Origin of the sequence: Vibrio aerogenes (assembly GCF_024346755.1) — a bacterium.
GTDB lineage: Bacteria > Pseudomonadota > Gammaproteobacteria > Enterobacterales > Vibrionaceae > Vibrio > Vibrio aerogenes.
Genome location: NZ_AP024861.1, coordinates 2541532 through 2558790, shown reverse-complemented (window position 1 = coordinate 2558790; position 17259 = coordinate 2541532). Strand labels below are relative to the sequence as shown.

At 44.1% G+C, this 17259-nt stretch carries 17 protein-coding genes and 1 tRNA gene; 6 read left to right on the top strand and 12 right to left on the bottom strand.

The features are described 5' to 3' along the window. Positions 1-398 precede the first annotated feature (398 nt). The 4 genes from OCV29_RS11385 to OCV29_RS11370 are packed head-to-tail and all read left to right on the top strand — an operon-like array spanning position 399 to position 4345. Positions 399-1616, top strand: a complete 1218-nt coding sequence (locus OCV29_RS11385; protein WP_073605295.1) for an ankyrin repeat domain-containing protein — start codon at positions 399-401, stop codon at positions 1614-1616. Next, positions 1613-2521 carry a radical SAM protein gene (locus OCV29_RS11380; protein WP_073605296.1) on the top strand — a complete coding sequence of 303 codons (909 nt, stop codon included), beginning with the start codon at positions 1613-1615 and terminating at the stop codon, positions 2519-2521. The genes OCV29_RS11385 and OCV29_RS11380 overlap by 4 nt, the downstream gene beginning before the upstream one ends. Beyond that, positions 2518-3768, top strand: a complete 1251-nt coding sequence (locus tag OCV29_RS11375; RefSeq protein WP_073605297.1) for a haloacid dehalogenase-like hydrolase — start codon at positions 2518-2520, stop codon at positions 3766-3768. Before OCV29_RS11380 ends, OCV29_RS11375 begins: the two co-directional genes overlap by 4 nt. A 13-nt stretch (positions 3769-3781) precedes the next feature. After that, entirely contained in the window at positions 3782-4345 is a 564-nt protein-coding gene (locus OCV29_RS11370) for a uracil phosphoribosyltransferase (protein ID WP_073605298.1), read from the top strand. Positions 4346-4473: 128 nt separating this feature from the next. On the opposite strand, the gene nth is transcribed toward OCV29_RS11370, so the two are convergent. The 8 genes from nth to OCV29_RS11330 form a co-directional block, all read right to left on the bottom strand. Next, positions 4474-5109 carry an endonuclease III gene (gene nth / locus OCV29_RS11365; RefSeq protein ID WP_073605299.1) on the bottom strand — a complete coding sequence of 212 codons (636 nt, stop codon included), beginning with the start codon at positions 5107-5109 and terminating at the stop codon, positions 4474-4476. Positions 5110-5231: 122 nt separating this feature from the next. Further along, a complete protein-coding gene (locus OCV29_RS11360) occupies positions 5232-5945 on the bottom strand; it encodes an electron transport complex subunit E (protein WP_073605300.1) in 714 nt (237 codons plus the stop codon). Then, positions 5942-6577 (bottom strand): electron transport complex subunit RsxG, encoded by a 636-nt coding sequence (gene rsxG, locus OCV29_RS11355; protein WP_073605301.1) that lies wholly within the window; start codon positions 6575-6577, stop codon positions 5942-5944. Before rsxG ends, OCV29_RS11360 begins: the two co-directional genes overlap by 4 nt. Positions 6578-6588: 11 nt before the next feature. Continuing rightward, entirely contained in the window at positions 6589-7635 is a 1047-nt protein-coding gene (gene rsxD, locus OCV29_RS11350) for an electron transport complex subunit RsxD (protein ID WP_073605302.1), read from the bottom strand. Continuing rightward, entirely contained in the window at positions 7635-10025 is a 2391-nt protein-coding gene (gene rsxC, locus OCV29_RS11345; protein ID WP_073605303.1) for an electron transport complex subunit RsxC, read from the bottom strand. Before rsxC ends, rsxD begins: the two co-directional genes overlap by 1 nt. 8 nt (positions 10026-10033) lie before the next feature. After that, entirely contained in the window at positions 10034-10621 is a 588-nt protein-coding gene (rsxB, locus tag OCV29_RS11340; RefSeq protein ID WP_073605304.1) for an electron transport complex subunit RsxB, read from the bottom strand. Beyond that, a complete protein-coding gene (rsxA, locus tag OCV29_RS11335) occupies positions 10621-11202 on the bottom strand; it encodes an electron transport complex subunit RsxA (RefSeq protein WP_073584425.1) in 582 nt (193 codons plus the stop codon). The genes rsxB and rsxA overlap by 1 nt, the downstream gene beginning before the upstream one ends. Positions 11203-11383: 181 nt before the next feature. Further along, a tRNA-Asn gene (locus OCV29_RS11330) sits at positions 11384-11459 on the bottom strand. A 673-nt stretch (positions 11460-12132) separates the two neighbouring features. On the opposite strand from OCV29_RS11330, the gene OCV29_RS11325 reads away from it, so the two are divergent. Then, entirely contained in the window at positions 12133-12516 is a 384-nt protein-coding gene (locus OCV29_RS11325; RefSeq protein WP_073605305.1) for a DUF4405 domain-containing protein, read from the top strand. 72 nt (positions 12517-12588) lie between these two features. Here the strand turns inward: OCV29_RS11325 and OCV29_RS11320 are convergent, their stop codons facing one another. The 3 genes from OCV29_RS11320 to OCV29_RS11310 form a co-directional block, all read right to left on the bottom strand. After that, complete coding sequence (locus OCV29_RS11320; protein ID WP_073605306.1) at positions 12589-13041, bottom strand: hypothetical protein; 453 nt, start codon at positions 13039-13041, stop codon at positions 12589-12591. 352 nt (positions 13042-13393) lie between these two features. Then, a complete protein-coding gene (locus OCV29_RS11315) occupies positions 13394-13972 on the bottom strand; it encodes a hypothetical protein (RefSeq protein WP_073605307.1) in 579 nt (192 codons plus the stop codon). Positions 13973-14050: 78 nt separating this feature from the next. Continuing rightward, positions 14051-14500 (bottom strand): hypothetical protein, encoded by a 450-nt coding sequence (locus tag OCV29_RS11310; protein WP_073605308.1) that lies wholly within the window; start codon positions 14498-14500, stop codon positions 14051-14053. A 362-nt stretch (positions 14501-14862) separates the two neighbouring features. Here OCV29_RS11310 and OCV29_RS11305 point away from each other — a divergent pair, with 362 nt between their 5' ends. Continuing rightward, positions 14863-15996 (top strand): ATP-binding protein, encoded by a 1134-nt coding sequence (locus OCV29_RS11305; protein ID WP_073605309.1) that lies wholly within the window; start codon positions 14863-14865, stop codon positions 15994-15996. 69 nt (positions 15997-16065) lie between these two features. Here OCV29_RS11305 and OCV29_RS11300 read toward each other — a convergent pair whose 3' ends face one another. Then, entirely contained in the window at positions 16066-17181 is a 1116-nt protein-coding gene (locus OCV29_RS11300; RefSeq protein WP_073605357.1) for a hypothetical protein, read from the bottom strand. Between the last annotated feature and the right edge of the window lie 78 nt (positions 17182-17259).

Genomic DNA, 17259 nt, shown 5'->3' with positions numbered 1-17259 from the left:
ACGTGCTGCATATATGTTTTAGTGTAGTTTGTTGTGTAAAGAAAATGTTGCGAATGTATCTATATGTGATTGAACACACATGAAATATCCGGAGCGCTCAGGTTGCAGGTGAAAGTCGGTTTGTCGGCCTGATTTATCATTTTCCTGCGCCTAAACGTTAAGTACAGAACCGGGTAACCTGAATCGTCAGGCTACCCGGATGCAATGAGAGCAAGATCTCTTACTCACCCCCCAGAAATCACCATAGATAGCTCACACAGAATGAGTGTTACGTATCGTTACGCGCTGTAAAGTATTTATACATTAGTAACCTGTTTCTTGTGTCTCCGTTAACGTCCTGATATGTTTCAATACACATGAGATTGTGATTGCATAATAAAAGGATATGAGTGTAAATTATGCTGACAGAGCTAATCGGAAAGAACATCAAAACATTTAGAGATGAACAAAAGCTGTCTCAAAAAGAACTTGCTGAGCAACTTAACGTTACCAGACCAGTGATATCAAATTGGGAAAACGGGAAAAACGAGCCGTCTTCGTCTCAACTACTAAAACTATCGAAAATATTCAAAACTTCGACTGATGAGTTAGTCGGTAATACTTCAATCAAGAGAAAGGTTATCGTTGTTGATACCTCGGCGTTGATCAAAAGACCATCGATCATTGATGAACTTGAAGAATTCTTTGAAGAAATCGTGATTCCAGAAGTAGTCGTTTCGGAATTGAATAATCTGAAAGACCGAGGCAACTCTTCTGCAAAACAAAAAGCTTGGTTGATAATGAAATCCATTACTGAGAAGCAAGTAAAATTTTGTATAGAAAAAAGCATCAAAACAGATGGAAACAATGATGAAAAGATCGCTGATGTAGCAATCAAGCGAGCGAAAGCTTGCCCTTACGATGATGTATATTTACTAAGTGATGATATCTACTTTCAGTTCTTGACCAGAGAACCAAGAAATCTCACAGCAATAACTCCCAAGATTTACATAGAGAAGTTCCATACCTCAGACAACGATTATGATGTTGTGCGCTCTATAGAGTTTGGCTCTTTAGTCAAATCAATGAAACTTCAACAAGCTATGGATTTTGATATGCGGGGCGTTGATGTCAATTTTCATAGTCCTGATAGTGGCTTAACACCATTGATTTGTGCTGTAAGAAATCGTGACCTACCGATGCTCAAATACCTTCTCACATTAAAAGAAATCAACCTTGATGTAAGGGATAAACACAAATACCGATTCTCAGCTATCCATCACGCAACACAGATTAAAAAATTGGAAATAATAAAGCTGTTGGGCGAAAACGGCGCCGATCTTGACTATGGGAGTGGAGGTAAGAATGTTGGCAATACACCTCTAATGATTGCTGCGTGGAGCGGGTTTCTACAAGCGGCAGATTACTTTTTGTCTACAAATCAACAAGATAATAACGGTTGCACACCTTTGATGAAAGCGTGTATTAAGCACGATATAAAAATGGTCAGAGTGCTAATTGAAAGAACTGATTTGATGATTCGGTGTAGAAATAACAAAACAGCAATTGACTATTTAGATGCTAACAATCCGAAAAGTAGTGAGATATTTGAACTGTTCAAAGGAAAGTTGAAGTGATTGATCGAGCTTGTATATCTCTTGGAGAGAAATGTAACTTAAAATGTGCTTACTGCCATTTTCATAATGAAAACAATGGCAAGTTAAGTGGAATACCACAAGAATTTACTACTGATGAATTAATAAAAATAGCAAAAAACCTAAATGATTATGCAAAAACTAATAATTTAAGTATTTTCAAAATTGGGATAGTTGGTTCTGGTGAGCCTACATTACAATATAGAAAAATTGTTGGCCTTATCGAGTATGTAAAGAATAATAATCTAGATCGATTAGCATTTTATACCATTACAAATGGAACTATATTAAAAGATAAAATGTTAAATTTTTTCTTGGAGCACAAAAATGCGATAAAAATGTGCTTCTCATTGGATGGTTATGAAGAGCTTCATAATTTAGGTCGAGAGAAATATAATGTCGTTTTTAATGGAGTGAAAGAGTATGAGTCTAAATTTGGATATAAGCCACCTATAAACTGTACAGTGCATAGCCAAACCATTTTGAATAAAACTAAACTCAGAGCATACCTTGAAGATAACAATTTTAAGGATGTCACGTTCTCACGTCTTTTTGATTCTCATGATCTAAGTATGACAATATCAAAGGACCAATATCAATCTTTGCTTGAATATTTTAGAGGTAGCCAGTTCGAAGTACGTCAACTTGATGAAAATAACAAAAAGAAATATGACTGTACGATGTATGGCACACTCTGCGGAGTTGGTCGAACCAATATTTTTATCACTAAACGTGGTATTTATCCGTGTGGCAGGTTTTATGGAAATGAAAATTACAATTATGGTGCATTCGATATGGATCTTGAAAATTTAGAGTTTCAAATGGGTAAAATGAAGTCTCTAGAGGACGGTGAATGTTACTACGACAAATATGTTGAGATTAGATGATGAAGTTAGCTATCTATGGGGTATCTAGATCTGGTAAAGATTATTTAATCAAAAATGTAATAGCCTATTTAAAGGAAACAACGCTGTTAACTGTTATTCATATTGAGGGTTCAAAGACATTAAATACTCTTGCTCAAGATATGTTCCAGCAATCCTTTAAAAGTCTCGAAGAATCAAGAAAAAAAGTATTACGAGAAAAATTTACAGAGATCGTGAGTGAAAAAGATTCGGAATACGATCTCGTGCTAGTAGATGGTCATTATTCTTTTATAGATGGTTATTCTCACAAAGTAGTCTTCACTGAACAGGATGAAAATGTTTACGACCACTTCTTCTATTTGGATACTCCATCAGAAATGATTGTGGATTTTTCAAAAAAAAGCACAAGAGATAAAAGAAATTTAAATATTACTGTAGAACAAGTTCGAAATTGGAAAAATTATGAAAAATGTGAATTAGATAAAATATGTAAAAATCACAGAAAAGAACTAGTGATCTTAGATGAAGATACTAAGTCTAGTATTAAATTTATTTATTTCTGGTTTGAATTTTATTCCTCAAAGCTTTGTAATCAAACCTTAGCGCTAAATTTTTATAACAAACATAAAAGTTTACTGGAAAAATCAAATAAGGTTATCCTTGTTGACTGTGATAAGACAGTTTCAATTAATGATGGGACTTATGATTTTTGTAGATATTTAGGGATAAAAAAAGAAGAGTTAAAATCTGTATTTCGAAATGACAGGTATACCTCATATCAATTTTTTAAGGTATGGAATCTATACAAAAAACAAAATCCTATAAAAGTGGGAGAATCAGCTACTCAAACTTTGCAAAAGATAAACCTGAGCCAGAGTGTATTTGACTATTTAGCGAATCAGAAAGACTCTGCTGTTGTAGGTATTACGTCAGGTGTATTCGATATTTGGAGTTTAGTTAATGAAGAATATGAAATTTTTGATGTTTTGTTAGGCAATACATGTAACTCAGAAATTGAATATCTTGTCACTCCATTGTTCAAGAAAGAAATAGCGAATTTACTAAGAGAAAAAGGCAAACACGTAGTTGCGATTGGTGATTCGATGATTGACATTCCAATGTTAGAAGCAGCAAATCAAGGGTATTTGATTGCCCACGAAAAATTAAACAAAGCTGTGGAATCTTATTTAGCTGGAGTGGTGTGTACAAATATTAAACAAATTTTTGATGTTGGAGTGTCTTATAACCTTAAAAATTCTATGAACTAGAAGAAGTATAATTATGTATATATTAAATAAAAACTGCCAAAACCATGAAGTCGAACAACTGATTGAGATTTGTAAAAGCAGTTCAATGTCGATGGGCTATAAACTTCGAACTGCACATTGTCAGTTAGGAGAGATCATCGCAGAGCCAATATCAAAATCTTCAAATCAACAAAAAAACTATGCTGTACTGATTTTAATGCGGGCAGGTTTATGTTTTGGTATTGGCATTGCAGACAAGCTTGAACAGCTAGGAAGCAATGTCTCAATAATTTTCGTCAATGATGATAAGGTTTCTAGCGAAGACCTCGAGCTTACTAAGGACAAAGATGTCATCATTGTTGATGCAGTAATAAATTCTGGTAAAAGTGTTTTTGGTCTGATAGACCAAATCCCAGACGTTAACTCTATAAAACTTGCTACAACAGTGATCCCAAGTTCTTCGACTGAGCTATTTGAGGGCTACGATTTATACACTGTACGAGTATCAAATAACAAGTATGAAGGAGCAAAGGTGCAATTCATTTCAGCTGGAATGGGACCAGATACAGGTGATAGACTGTTTAATACATATAACTGAGATATTTACCAGCCCGGCTGAATAAGCATCTGGATTTGTGAAAATGATCGCAACACAGAAATATGAACGGTCTCGAACCGGGTAACCTGAATCGTCAGGCTACCCGGATACAATGAGAGCAAGATTTCTTAATCACTGAGTTTCTCTTTAAATTCACATAAATCTTCAATAATGCAGCTGCCGCAGCGCGGTTTACGGGCCACGCAGGTGTAGCGGCCATGCAGAATCAGCCAGTGGTGCACATCAACTTTGAATTCTTTGGGGACGACTTTGAGCAGCTTCTGCTCGACTTCATCGACATTTTTTCCCATCGCAAATTTGGTGCGGTTCGAGACACGGAAAATATGGGTATCGACGGCTATCGTTGGCCAGCCGAATGCGGTGTTGAGCACGACGTTGGCGGTTTTTCTGCCGACACCGGGCAGTGCCTCCAGAGCCGCTCTGTCTTCCGGTACTTCACCATTATGCTTCTCAATCAGTATCCGGCAGGTTTTGATGACATTTTCTGCTTTGGAATTAAACAGGCCAATGGTTTTGATATATTCTTTTACGCCTTCAACGCCCAGATCCAATATCGCCTGTGGGGTGTTGGCGACCGGATACAGCTTCGCCGTGGCTTTATTGACACTGACATCGGTTGCCTGCGCAGACAGAAGGACAGAAATAAGCAGCTCAAACGGACTGCGCCATTCCAGTTCAGTTTGCGGATGCGGGTTCTGTTCCCGCAGGCGCGTTAAAATTTCGACACGTTTTTGATTGTTCATAAGACTTCCGGCTGCTCAATGTTTGCTTCTGCAGGCCCTGACTGAGAGTCGGGCCTATGTTATTTTTGTTGTTCTGGTTCTGGTTTACGCTTCATTTTCTATTTTTTACTGAGAAACTTTTTTTACTGGGAAACTTTGGTCACCCGCGCCCGTTCAATGACGGGTTTGTCTGGTTCCGGCTGCCGTGCAGCAATAAAGCGATCGATCACATATTTCAGTGCGATCAGGAACCCGACACAGATAAATGCGCCCGGTGGCAGCAGTGCCAGCAGGAAGCTGTTATCAATATGGACCACTTCAATCCGCAGCACTTTCGCCCACTCACCCAGCAGCAAATCCGCGCCGTCAAACAGCGTCCCTTTACCGAGTAATTCACGGATTGCGCCTAAAACGGTCAGTGCACTGGTCATACCCATGCCCATCCAGATCCCGTCCAGCATGGCGGGGACCACCTGGTTTTTTGAAGCAAACGCTTCTGCACGGCCAATGATGATACAGTTCGTGACAATCAACGGAATAAAAATGCCCAGTGACAGATATAAACCGTAGGCAAAAGCATTCATCAACAGCTGAACACAGGTGACCAGTGCTGCAATAATCATCACAAATACCGGGATCCGCACTTCCTTCGGTACATAATCCCGTACCAGAGAGACTGTAACATTTGAGCCAATCAGTACCATCATGGTGGCAATGCCTAATCCGAGTGCATTGGTGATGGTCGAAGACACGGCCAGAAGCGGGCACAGCCCCAGCAACTGAACCAGTGCCGGGTTATTTGACCACAAACCGTCTTTCATCAGCTTTCGGTTTAGGGCTTTGGTTTCCGGATTCATCTCGATTCTCCCTGACATTGGTAAGGTTGACGATAAATGGCTTCGCGGTTTTGATCAACAAACTGCGTGATTTTCTTCACGGCTTTCACAACCGCCCGCGGGGTGATCGTCGCGCCGGTAAACTGGTCAAACCCGCCACCATCTTTTCGGACCTGCCAGTTTGATTCGTTTTCAGGCGTGACCTGTTTACCGGTAAAGCCGAGAATCCAGTCAGTGATCCGTAAGTCAATCCGGTCACCGAGGCCGGGTGTTTCATGATGCGCCAGCACCCGGACACCTGTGATGACACCCTGATTATCGATACCGGCAATCAGTTTGATCGCGCCGTTATAGCCATCTGGTGCAACGGTTTCAATCGCCAGCCCGTTGGGTTTGCCCTGTTTTTTTGCAACATAAGCATGGAATGGCGGCTGATTGGTCAGCCAGGGCTGCGTGACCAGCACACAGGCTTTGTGTAAATCGTTATCATGCGCTGTGGGCGGAATGACCTGATTGAGCACCGACATCAGCTGCGCGTCTTCCTGCACCTGAATCCGTGACGCAGTCAGTGCGTAAGTCAGTGCAACCAGCCCGGTAGACAAACAGGCAAACACAGCAAGAATAAGGCCGTTATTACGGATAGCCGTCAACATGAGAACACTCCTTAATGACCGTAAGTTCGGGGCTTGGTGTAATAATCAATCAGCGGTACGCACATATTGGCAAGCAGGACAGCAAATGCCACACCATCCGGATAGCCGCCCCAGGTACGGATAATCACCACCATCACCCCAATGAAGGCACCGAAGATCAAGCGGCCCTTGACTGTTGTGGATGCACTGACCGGATCGGTCGCAATGAAGAATGCCCCCAGCATGGTCGCCCCGGAAAACAGATGCATCAGCGGAGACGCGACGGTTTCCGGAGAAATCAGACGTCCGGTAAGACTCATCACCAGCAGACCGCCTAAAAATGCAACCGGAATATACCACTGGATAATGCGAAGCCTGATCAGCAGTAATCCGCCCAGCAGATAAGCCAGGTTGATCATTTCCCAGCCGAGGCCGGCGACCAGTCCGAACTGTTTTTGCCGCACAGCTTCAGCGGCGGTGCCTCCTGCCCGAATCGTGGTTTTTACCGCATCCAGCGGCGTCGCCATGGTGACGCCGTCAATGCTGTCCCGGACCTGTTGCAGCGACTGGCCGTGTGTGTTAAAGCCGGTAAAAATGACATGCAACGCATCGCGGAATGACTGTGGGTCACCCATCAGTGAATGGGGTGGCATCCAGCTGGTCATTTGCAGCGGGAAAGAGATCAACAGCACGACATAGCCAATCATCGCCGGGTTGAACGGATTTTGTCCCATCCCACCGTAAAGCTGTTTGGCAATAATAATCGCAAAGAACATGCCGGTGAACAGAACCCACCAGGGCGCCAGCGGCGGAATTGCGACCGCCAGCAGCCAGGCGGTAACCAGACCGCTGTAGTCGTCAATTGCAGCACCCACCGGGCGCTTGCGCAGCTTCATGACCACGCCTTCCAGCAGGACGGCCAGTAACAGGCCCAGTACAAGCTGAATGAGTGTTCCCCAGCCGAAAAACCAGATTTGAGCTATCAATCCGGGGCAGGCCGCAATCATCACCCACTTCATCAAATCAGAGGTACTGCGTTTCTGATGGACATGGGGTGAACTGGCAATAAAAAAGGCCACTATGGTTTCTCCTTGCGTTCTGCTTCAGCCTGTTGCTGCGCCTTGCGCGCTTTGGCGCGGGCAATCGCAGCCGCGACGGCGGCTTTTTTCGGGTCTTGCGCATCGGCTTTGCTTTCAGGGGCAGTTTCAGCGTCAATTGCAGCATTGGTTGCAGCGTCTGTTTGCGCGGGTGCTGCCGGTGTGTCCGCGGCGGTGTCCTGAGCTTCAGCCTGTTGCTGCGCCTTGCGCGCTTTGGCGCGGGCAATCGCAGCCGCGACGGCGGCTTTTTTCGGGTCTTGCGCATCGGCTTTGTTTTCAGGGGCGGTTTCAGCGTCAATTGCAGCATCGCTTTCAGCGTCTGTTTGCGCGGGTGCTGCCGGTGTGTCCGCGGCGGTGTCCTGAGCTTCAGCCTGTTGCTGGGCCTTGCGCGCTTTGGCGCGGGCAATCGCAGCAGCGACGGCGGCTTTTTTCGGGTCTTGCGCATCGGCTTTGGTTTCAGCGCCGGTTTCAGCGTCAATTGCAGCATCGCTTTTAGCGTTTGCTTGCACGGGTGCTGCCGGTGTGTCTGCGGCGGTGTTCTGAGTTTCAGCTTGTTGCTGCGCCTTGCGCGCTTTGGCGCGGGCAATGGCGGCAGCGACGGCGGCTTTTTTATCTTCAGGGGCGGCCTGAGATGCGGTGGTTGCTGTGGCTTCGGCCCCGGTTCTGGCGGCTTTTCTTTCCCGGGCCTGCTGCTTGCGTTCTTCACGCAGGCGCATCATTTCCTGATTATCCGGCTCAGATGCACCCGCCTGGCGGGCTGCTTCCTGCTTCGCTTTGGCGCGGGCAATCGCAGCGGCAACAGCAGGTTTGACTGCCTGACTGTCTGGTTGCTCCGGTTGTTTTTGAGCTTTCACCCGTTCAATGGCGGCCTGAATTGCATCCTGCCCCCCTTGCTGCCTGACCATTTCCTGACGGCGGTTATCCGCAGCTTTTTTAAAGCGTTGCTCTCTTTCCTGTTTCTCCCGCTCATGCCGGGCTTGTTTGGCTTCAAACCGGAGACGTGCCCGTTCAGCCGCCGCGGCATCATTATCACGTGTTTTGATTTCAGCTTTTGCCTGACGGTAGTACTGCACCAGCGGAATGTGGCTGGGACAAACATAGGCGCACGCGCCACACTCAATACAGTCTTTTAAATTCAGTTCCTGACATTTATCGTATTCTTCGGCTTTACTGTGCCAGTAGAGTTGTTGCGGCAGTAAAGAGACCGGGCAAACTTCGGCGCACTGACCACAGCGGATACAGGATAATTCATGTTGTTGTGGCGCAATTTCTTTGACCGAAGGGGCCAGAATACAGTTGGTGGTTTTGGTCACCGGCACCTGCGCATGGGGCAGGGTAAAACCCATCATCGGACCGCCCATGATTAAGCGGGGCTGTTTTTTATCTGCGGTGTAATCAAACTCTTTCAGCAGATGCGCAACCGGCGTACCGATAAGCGCCCAGACGTTGCGTGGTTGCTGGAAGGTATTTCCCGTCAGCGTCACCAGACGATGAATCAGTGGCTGGCCTTTGATGATGGCTTGCTGGATTGCATACATGGTGCCGACGTTTTGCACCGAGATACCAATATCTGCCGGGATTTTGCCCGCGGGAACTTCTTTGTTCGTCAGGACTTTAATCAGCTGTTTTTCACCACCGGAAGGGTATTTGGTTGGGATCACCCGGATAATATAGTCTTTGTCCACAGCCGCTTTTTCCAGAGCCCGTATAGCTTCTGGTTTGTTGTCTTCAATACCGATAATGACCGTCTGAGGCTTGAGAATGTGCTCAGTAATTTCAATCCCCTGAATAATTTCTTCTGCGTAATACTGCATCAGCACATCATCGGCAGTGATGTAGGGCTCACATTCGGCCGCATTAATCATCAGTACTTCGGTCCGGGCCAGCCCGGCCTGTATTTTTCTCGCTGTCGGGAACCCGGCGCCGCCCATACCGGAAATGCCGGCCTGACGGATGACTTCAATCAGGTGCTCCGGCTGGCAGGTTTTAAAATCTTCGATCACGATTCGGTCACACCATTTGCCGCGATGATCGGGCGTTATCACCACACAGAGTTCTGTCAGTCCGGAGGGATGGGCGATGGTGCGTTGTTCGATGGCCTTGACAGTACCGGATGTCGGAGCATGAACCGGCAGCATCACCGGCGATGCGGTTTGTGTCAGCTGCTGACCTTTCAGTACCGTATCCCCCGGTTTGACCAGCAGGTCGCCCGGTTTTCCAATGTGCTGTTTCAGCGGAATCACCAGCTCAGCAGGAATTGGTGACATTGCCGGAGAACATTTATTCGACTGGACTTTATTTTCCGGCGGATGAATCCCGCCGGGAAAATCCCAGATATGGCCTGATTTGATTTGTTCGATAAGTGAATGCATCTCTGTTCTTAATCCGCTCCGTGGTTGGATAAAGCCGTGTCTGACGGGATGTTGGTCACCGGAATGGCGTTCATCTGCCACTTCCAGGTGTCTGGTGTGGCCGTGACCGGGATCATTTCAATACAGTCCGTCGGACAGGGTGCAACACACAGATCGCAACCGGTACATTCATCTTTAATCACGGTATGCAGCGCTTTGGTGCCGCCAACAATGGCATCGACCGGACAAGCCTGAATACATTTGGTGCAACCGATACACATATCTTCGTGAATGAACGCGACGCGTTTGACTTTATCCGACAGGTCATGCGCCGGTTCCGGCACATCAACGCCCATCAGGTCCGCCAGCTTTTCGATGGTGGGCTGACCACCGGGCGGGCATTTATTAATTTCGTCCCCGTTTGCGATGGCTTCCGCATACGGGCGGCAACCGGGGTAACCACACTGCCCACACTGGGTTTGTGGCAGAATAGCATCGATTTGTTCCACAATCGGGTCGCCTTCGACTTTAAAGCGTACCGATGCAAACCCAAGGATAGCGCCAAAAACGGCAGCAAGCGCCACCAGCGCGATAATTGCGATTAGGATGGCGCTCATTATATTTTAACCAGTCCGGTGAAACCCATGAAAGCCAGCGACATCAGGCCAGCCGTGATCATTGCAATCGATGCGCCTTTAAACGGAGCGGGCACATCCGCAACGTGAATTCGTTCTCTGATTGATGCAAACAAGATCAGGACCAGCGCAAAACCGACGGCAGCCCCGAAGCCATAGATCACCGACTCGATGAAATTATGGTTCTCATTAATGTTCAGCAGCGCAACCCCCAATACGGCGCAGTTGGTGGTGATTAAGGGCAGGAAGATTCCCAGCAAGCGGTACAGGGTCGGGCTGGTTTTATGCACCACCATTTCAGTGAACTGTACGACGACTGCGATCACCAGGATGAAACTCATGGTACGCAGATAGTCGATGCCAAAGGGCCGCAGAATATAACTTTCAACCAGATAGGAACACACAGAAGCAAGGGTTAGGACAAATGTGGTTGCCAGCCCCATACCAATGGCCGTTTCCAGTTTTTTGGATACACCCATAAACGGACATAATCCAAGAAATTTAACCAGAACAAAATTGTTGACCAATACTGTGCCGATTAACAACAGAATATATTCGGTCATGACTCACACTACTTATATTTATGATGATCTGGTTATTATCCTGATTTGTGAGCTGAATAACAACCGGCAGAACATGCGGTTTTTATGCTTTATGGCCAGAAAAAGCCGGAGATGGGCAGAAAAATCTGTTGCGCCTGAAACGAAAAAAACCGCACTGAAATCAGTGCGGTTTTCTCAAATATGGCTCCCCCTGCGGGACTCGAACCTGCGACATACGGATTAACAGTCCGCCGTTCTACCAACTGAACTAAGGGGGAATCGCTAAAGCGGGGCGCATAGTAACTGGCTGTCTATCCGGTGTCAATCTTTTCGCCGTAAAAAAAGCATAAAAAAAGCATAAAAAAAACTTTACTTTTCTGTAGCCCTTGCCGTTTGTGCGCTGTATTTACTTATCCACTAAATTTGTGGATAAGTGTGTGAGTGAAATCTGATTAAAAATTAATGATAGAATGAATATGGGGATAACTTGGGTGATGAAACGTTGGTTGTTAGTTTATCTGTATGAATTGAAAGGGATTGTGATTTATTTGTGAAGCAGGGATAAAATAGCTCAACTATTAGTCTGCTCAATAAATGGTCTGTTTTAGAGTGATTTTGGGGAAAAGCAGTGGATTATTTTTTTGCAAAAAAACAGGAAAAGCACAAAGGAGGGGCAGTAATATAGCAAAAAACATGACATTCATTCAAGCGAGATTTTGAGTATAGACAGCCCGTTTGAGAAAGCAAAAAAATCCCGTAACTTTTTCTGTGATTCAGCGGAGATTTTGGCACCGGATGAGCTGTGATACACAGTGAATAACCGCTAATCTTCTGTTTATTTGAGGAAAGAAGATTTTATGCTTTCATTTTTGAAAAATCAGCATGCGTCAATCGTGTTTTGTATCCGGGGTCACTCTTATCAATGAGTTGCTTATAATATAATCAATTGATATGGCTGGATCGTTAGCCCGGTTAGCCCGGATGGAGGTGGTGATGAATCCCAATAAATTTCGCCCTTATACGACGTTGATGCTGCTGTTGTCATTTATATTGATTGCGATCACCGGTTTTGTGCTGTTTCTGGCACCGCATGGGCCGGGCTCCGGTTATTGGCAGTGGCTGGGGCTGACCAAACATGAACTGAAGGATATTCACTTATATCTTGGTTTTTTTGCGGTAGCGCTGATACTGCTGCACGGCTACCTGAATCTCAGGCCATTATCTGTTTATCTGAAAAATCAGCGCCATCAGCTGTGGCGTCATCCGGCGATCTGGTCGGTGGTTGGTGTGGTTGTGGTCGTCTGGCTGGCGTTAAGTGTGGGCGTTGAATTGTGAAGTTCAGTCTGTCCTTAGGACGAAAAACTCCCGGCGGGTACCGGGAGCTGGAATGTTTGCTGTTGAGTTGGCTTAGAATGCTTTGCCTTGGTTGACGTGATAAGCCATTATGTTGCCTGAGTCCAGAGTAGACCAGCCATTTGCCATGATTTCACTGTTTTTATCTTTAATGATCTTTACGATTGCAGGGAATTCACTGCACTTGTTGTGAGAACTATTTAAATTATAAAAACTTCCTTGGTAGGCAAAGGTATTATTTGCTGGAATGCTGACTTCTTCCCCAGGAATAAAATCTTTGTAATTACTATTTAAAACAATGTCCGGAGTTACTGATTGTCCACTTCTGCTATAAAATTCTACTTTCACATTAGCGGCATGATCACTTAGATTTGACAGATTAAGGTCAAATCTAGCAGTAGTACTCCCACATTCAGGGACTGGCACACTAAACATCATCTCAGTCGAATGCGCAAAAGCCAAAGAAGGTAATAACAATAATGGTGCCACAAATTTAGTGAATTTCATCTGACGGGTTCCTTACAGTCAACTTATTTATCAATTTTAAAATGGGTGGTGATTTAAAATCACCGGATTAAAAGCCGTTTTAATTTACTGTGGGAATGTGTCAGGGAAAAGCGAATTTGATTTTATTTAACTGATTGATTCCATTATTGAAATGCAAGTGAATGAAAGTGCTTCGGGGTTATATGAAACGTAATGATAGTTTTATATACTGAGAGGTTTTTCTTGTAATCAATGTATTTTATTCTGATTTTCAGATCAAATTTTAAGCAAAAAACTCCCGGCGGGTGCCGGGAGAATTGAATACTATACCGGTGATTAGCTCAGTATTTTGTTGGTGCTACTCAGGATAAAATCAATACTGTGGTGGCCATATGTAGTTCCATTGATCGAACACTAAATTCGCTGAATTTGTTTCGAGTGGAATGATCGCATCCTGGGAAATCGTGGAGACATACCCGGTGATATTAATTTCGCTAAATGCATATGGGACACCCGTGACAGGGTCTATATTATCTTCACGGGGGGCGCCGTCACTTTTATGAATCACGGTAATGATGGATGGTATTTCACTACATTTATTATAGCTATCTCCGTTCTGATCCGAAAATACCATTCTCAGTGTTTTGAGCTTTGAATTGATGGGTAACACCGTTTCAGAGTCAAGCTGAATATCCTGAATACCTTCAGGTGCATCTTTTAACATCAAGGTATATGGCTCTCCATTTTGATTCGTAAACTGAAGGGCCATATGGGCAGGAATCGTTGATGAATTACGGAAATTAAGCTGAATGAAAGCTTTTGTTGTACTGCTACAGTAAGGTTTGGGAATTGCGATGTTCGCCGATAAATCGAGATATTGTGTTTCTGTAGAAGCAAACGATGACAACGCTGGTAATAATAACAGAGATGCGGCGATGTGAGTTAATTTCATCTGATGGTACCCTCATAAAAGTGGTGCTGAAAAAACAGCACCACAATTGTTGTTTAATATAATTATTCAATATTCAGCTTAGAATGCATTTCCCTGATTGATATTTAGTGGGACGGGGTAGAAATCCATACCGTTACTTTCTTCGCGCACAGTTATATATCCAGTCGCCAGAACAGGATGAGTGGCTCCTTGGGCATTTTTGATCACCAGATATTTGGGTACCTCATCGCAACTTGCAAATTCGAAATTTTTCTCAAATGTCTTTGTGTACTTACCATTAATACTGATGGAACCATAGCCTTTTAGGGTGTGACCGTACTGGTCATAAGCAGAGATACCGATCGTATTCGTGTTGGCCGAGCTGCCGTTAAGATCAGTCAGGTTCAGACTGAGCCTGATAGTAGCCAAAGTTATAGCTTCATTTATACAATTGGTATCCGGAAGGCCAACTGTCACACTGGTGGATGAGTTTGCGAAAGCCAAAGAGGGTAACAACAATAACGGTGCCGCGAATTGAATGAATTTCATTTGGTCATATTCCTTGAAAATATTTTATTTTTTCATTTATTTTAAATTTACGAATGCTTATTTAAAAGCCGCACTAATCTATAAGATATATATGTCATAAAAAAGACAAAATAGTACTATACAGAAATGAATGCTTATAAATTGAATATCGTTCATTAAATCACGATACAAACCTTGTGAATGATAATGATAATCCTATACACTAAAAAATTTTGTTTGATATCGCAGGGTTGCTTATGTGCGATTGAGGTTTATCAGGAAGCTTCATTTTGTGTAAAAAGTATCCACAAAAAGTATACGAATGGATACTTTTATCCTATGCTTATTAATCAGGACAAAAAAACAACAGAGGATACCCGTCGATGAAACCCATTAACTGGCATTATCCACGCACTGAGCTGGCTCGTCATTACCTGACCACTGTGGGCCGCGGCCCGGTTTCCCGGCTGGTATTGCTCGGCGCCCGGCGGATCGGTAAAACGGCGTTTCTGTTGCATGATGTGTGTGCTCATGCGGTTGAACTGAAATTCATGCCGGTTTATCTCAATTTATGGGAGAACCCGCAAGCGCCTCAGGAAGTGATTACGGAGACGCTGCAACGCTATCTCACTGCGCTGGATGATAAGGGGATTGAAGCGGTTCAGGAATTGTTGTCTTCGGAAATCACGAAGCTGGATATTAACTTTGGTATTCTGCACAGCGCGGTTGAAACCGGTAGTGTTGCGTCTGTCAGCCCTGCCTCTTTGAAAAAAATCAGTAGCTTATTTCGCAAACTGGTCTCCAGAGCGGGTCAGGCTGGTTTTCGTCCTTTGATCGTCATTGATGAAGTACAGCATCTGAATACAGCCGATAGTTTTTGGGATATACAGGGCACACTCCGGACTCAGTTTGATTCGTTTCCGCAGACCTGTGTGATTTTCGCCGGCAGCAGCCGGGGGGGGATCAACGCGATGTTTAATACGCAGGAATCACTGTGCGGCAGTATAATTAAACCGATGCCGTTTTTTCAATCGGCAATGTTGATTGATTTTCCGCTGCTGGATGAAGACTTCGTGCATCATTTTTATGCGCTGCTGATTGCCGAATTTGCCCTTGATTATCCGCAGGCTGAGCTTTCTTATGTTTTCCGTAAAGTCGGTGAATCACCGTTCTGGTTCCGGATGGTGATGGCGGAGCTGATTACCCTGCGGCTTCACCCGTTTGCAGCTTTGGAGATTGTGCAGGAGCGGATGAAGCTGGATGGCGATTTTGATGGCATCGCCCGGCAGCTCAGGCCGCTGGATGTTCAGGTGTATCTGCGGCTGTGTAATAACCTGCCGGTATATACACAAAGCTTTTTTGAACAGGCAGTCCAGCTCACCGGCCGCAAGCGGGTGACGAAAAGTGCCGTCCAGAAATCGGTGACGAAATTGCTGAATAAAAGGCTGCTGACCAAAGCCGGACATTCCTATTTTAATGAAATCCCCGGCTTGCCGTCTTTTCTTGGGGAGGAATAATTTTTTTACTTCAGAATAGCCGCAAATCACATGAGGACGTCGTGAATTGCGGTCAGTTAGTCAGGAGCCTTATTTATAAAGTGCGTTTAGTTTTGCAAAGCTATCTTTAAATCGTTGGGTGACTTTAAGTTGATTTGCATGAATATCAATGTGGTTATTCTTGATATTTTCGGCCAGCTCTGCCGGGTCAGAGTATGCTGCAACGTCCACACCTACACTTAATGTTAACTCCAGATGATTACGGGTATCTTTTTCAACGTGAACCACGCCCCGTCCCATTTTAATGAACTCTTTGACACTGGTCATACTGCCTCTTGGCTGTAAAATGATATGAGAACATGAGACGAGCAATGCATTATATGTGACGCTGTTGGTTACTGTCGGATAGCTGATATCAATGATTGTTTTTCTGATATGTCTTAAATAAAGGCAATAAAGATCGATCATCACTCTGAAAAACTTTCTTTTTTCATAAGTGAAGATCATATATTTATAATCCCGCAGGATTCCCGCCTTGTCTAATGCCCGCAAAAAAGAAATGATTTCAAGATATTTGAAAACACCGCGTTTAGCACCAATCAGAATTTTATTTTCCGGTTGGGTATGCTGGGTTTGTTCAGAGTATAATTCCCTGAATTTGTTAAGTAGTTGTACCGGCATCACAGAAAAAGCGTCCCTGGCATCAACAATAGTAAAATCAGTTCGTTTGAGAAGGATTTCCATTTCCGGCCTGAATGCTTGCTCTGATGCGATGAAATGTTTGATCCGTGGTAATACAGAAAGGCAGCAAGAACTGACACTATTCTTTTTTGTCTCCCGAATTTCACCATACTGCTCATGGGTTTCTTTCCATCGGCTCAGCTCATCTTCAGTTAAATGGATATATATTTTATCAGCATTCACACCGGAGAAATCCAGTAATGCCTGAATCAAAAAGCTGTTATAGGCATTTAAGGAAATAAAGGTGATAGTTTTGGCTGTTGAAAGTTCTTGTAGTTGATAATTTTTATAATAATCAATAAAAATATCATGTTCAGCGGGCAGACAGGTATTTTTCTCATCGTCTAAAGTGATTAAGCCAAGGTTGTCCGGGTGGATATGACAGTTGTGAATGAGCATATCAATATACAGATTTGTAAAAACATGATTGGACTTACCCACAATAATATTTTTGTTCTCAAACACCAAGCGTTGCTCCTTTTTATGTCAATGCAGAGAGTGGCATATTAAAAAATAGACTATTTTCAGATAGTTGTGTGACAT

Bases quoted from the DNA above. Each gene is read 5' to 3' on its own strand.
- OCV29_RS11385 (WP_073605295.1), top strand. From the start codon at position 399: ATGCTGACAGAGCTAATCGGAAAGAACATCAAAACATTTAGAGATGAA.
- OCV29_RS11375 (WP_073605297.1), top strand. From the start codon at position 2,518: ATGATGAAGTTAGCTATCTATGGGGTATCTAGATCTGGTAAAGATTAT.
- OCV29_RS11370 (WP_073605298.1), top strand. From the start codon at position 3,782: ATGTATATATTAAATAAAAACTGCCAAAACCATGAAGTCGAACAACTG.
- nth (WP_073605299.1), bottom strand. From the start codon at position 5,109: ATGAACAATCAAAAACGTGTCGAAATTTTAACGCGCCTGCGGGAACAG.
- OCV29_RS11360 (WP_073605300.1), bottom strand. From the start codon at position 5,945: ATGAATCCGGAAACCAAAGCCCTAAACCGAAAGCTGATGAAAGACGGT.
- rsxG (WP_073605301.1), bottom strand. From the start codon at position 6,577: ATGTTGACGGCTATCCGTAATAACGGCCTTATTCTTGCTGTGTTTGCC.
- rsxC (WP_073605303.1), bottom strand. From the start codon at position 10,025: ATGCATTCACTTATCGAACAAATCAAATCAGGCCATATCTGGGATTTT.
- rsxB (WP_073605304.1), bottom strand. From the start codon at position 10,621: ATGAGCGCCATCCTAATCGCAATTATCGCGCTGGTGGCGCTTGCTGCC.
- rsxA (WP_073584425.1), bottom strand. From the start codon at position 11,202: ATGACCGAATATATTCTGTTGTTAATCGGCACAGTATTGGTCAACAAT.
- OCV29_RS11325 (WP_073605305.1), top strand. From the start codon at position 12,133: ATGGCTGGATCGTTAGCCCGGTTAGCCCGGATGGAGGTGGTGATGAAT.
- OCV29_RS11320 (WP_073605306.1), bottom strand. From the start codon at position 13,041: ATGAAATTCACTAAATTTGTGGCACCATTATTGTTATTACCTTCTTTG.
- OCV29_RS11315 (WP_073605307.1), bottom strand. From the start codon at position 13,972: ATGAAATTAACTCACATCGCCGCATCTCTGTTATTATTACCAGCGTTG.
- OCV29_RS11310 (WP_073605308.1), bottom strand. From the start codon at position 14,500: ATGAAATTCATTCAATTCGCGGCACCGTTATTGTTGTTACCCTCTTTG.
- OCV29_RS11305 (WP_073605309.1), top strand. From the start codon at position 14,863: ATGAAACCCATTAACTGGCATTATCCACGCACTGAGCTGGCTCGTCAT.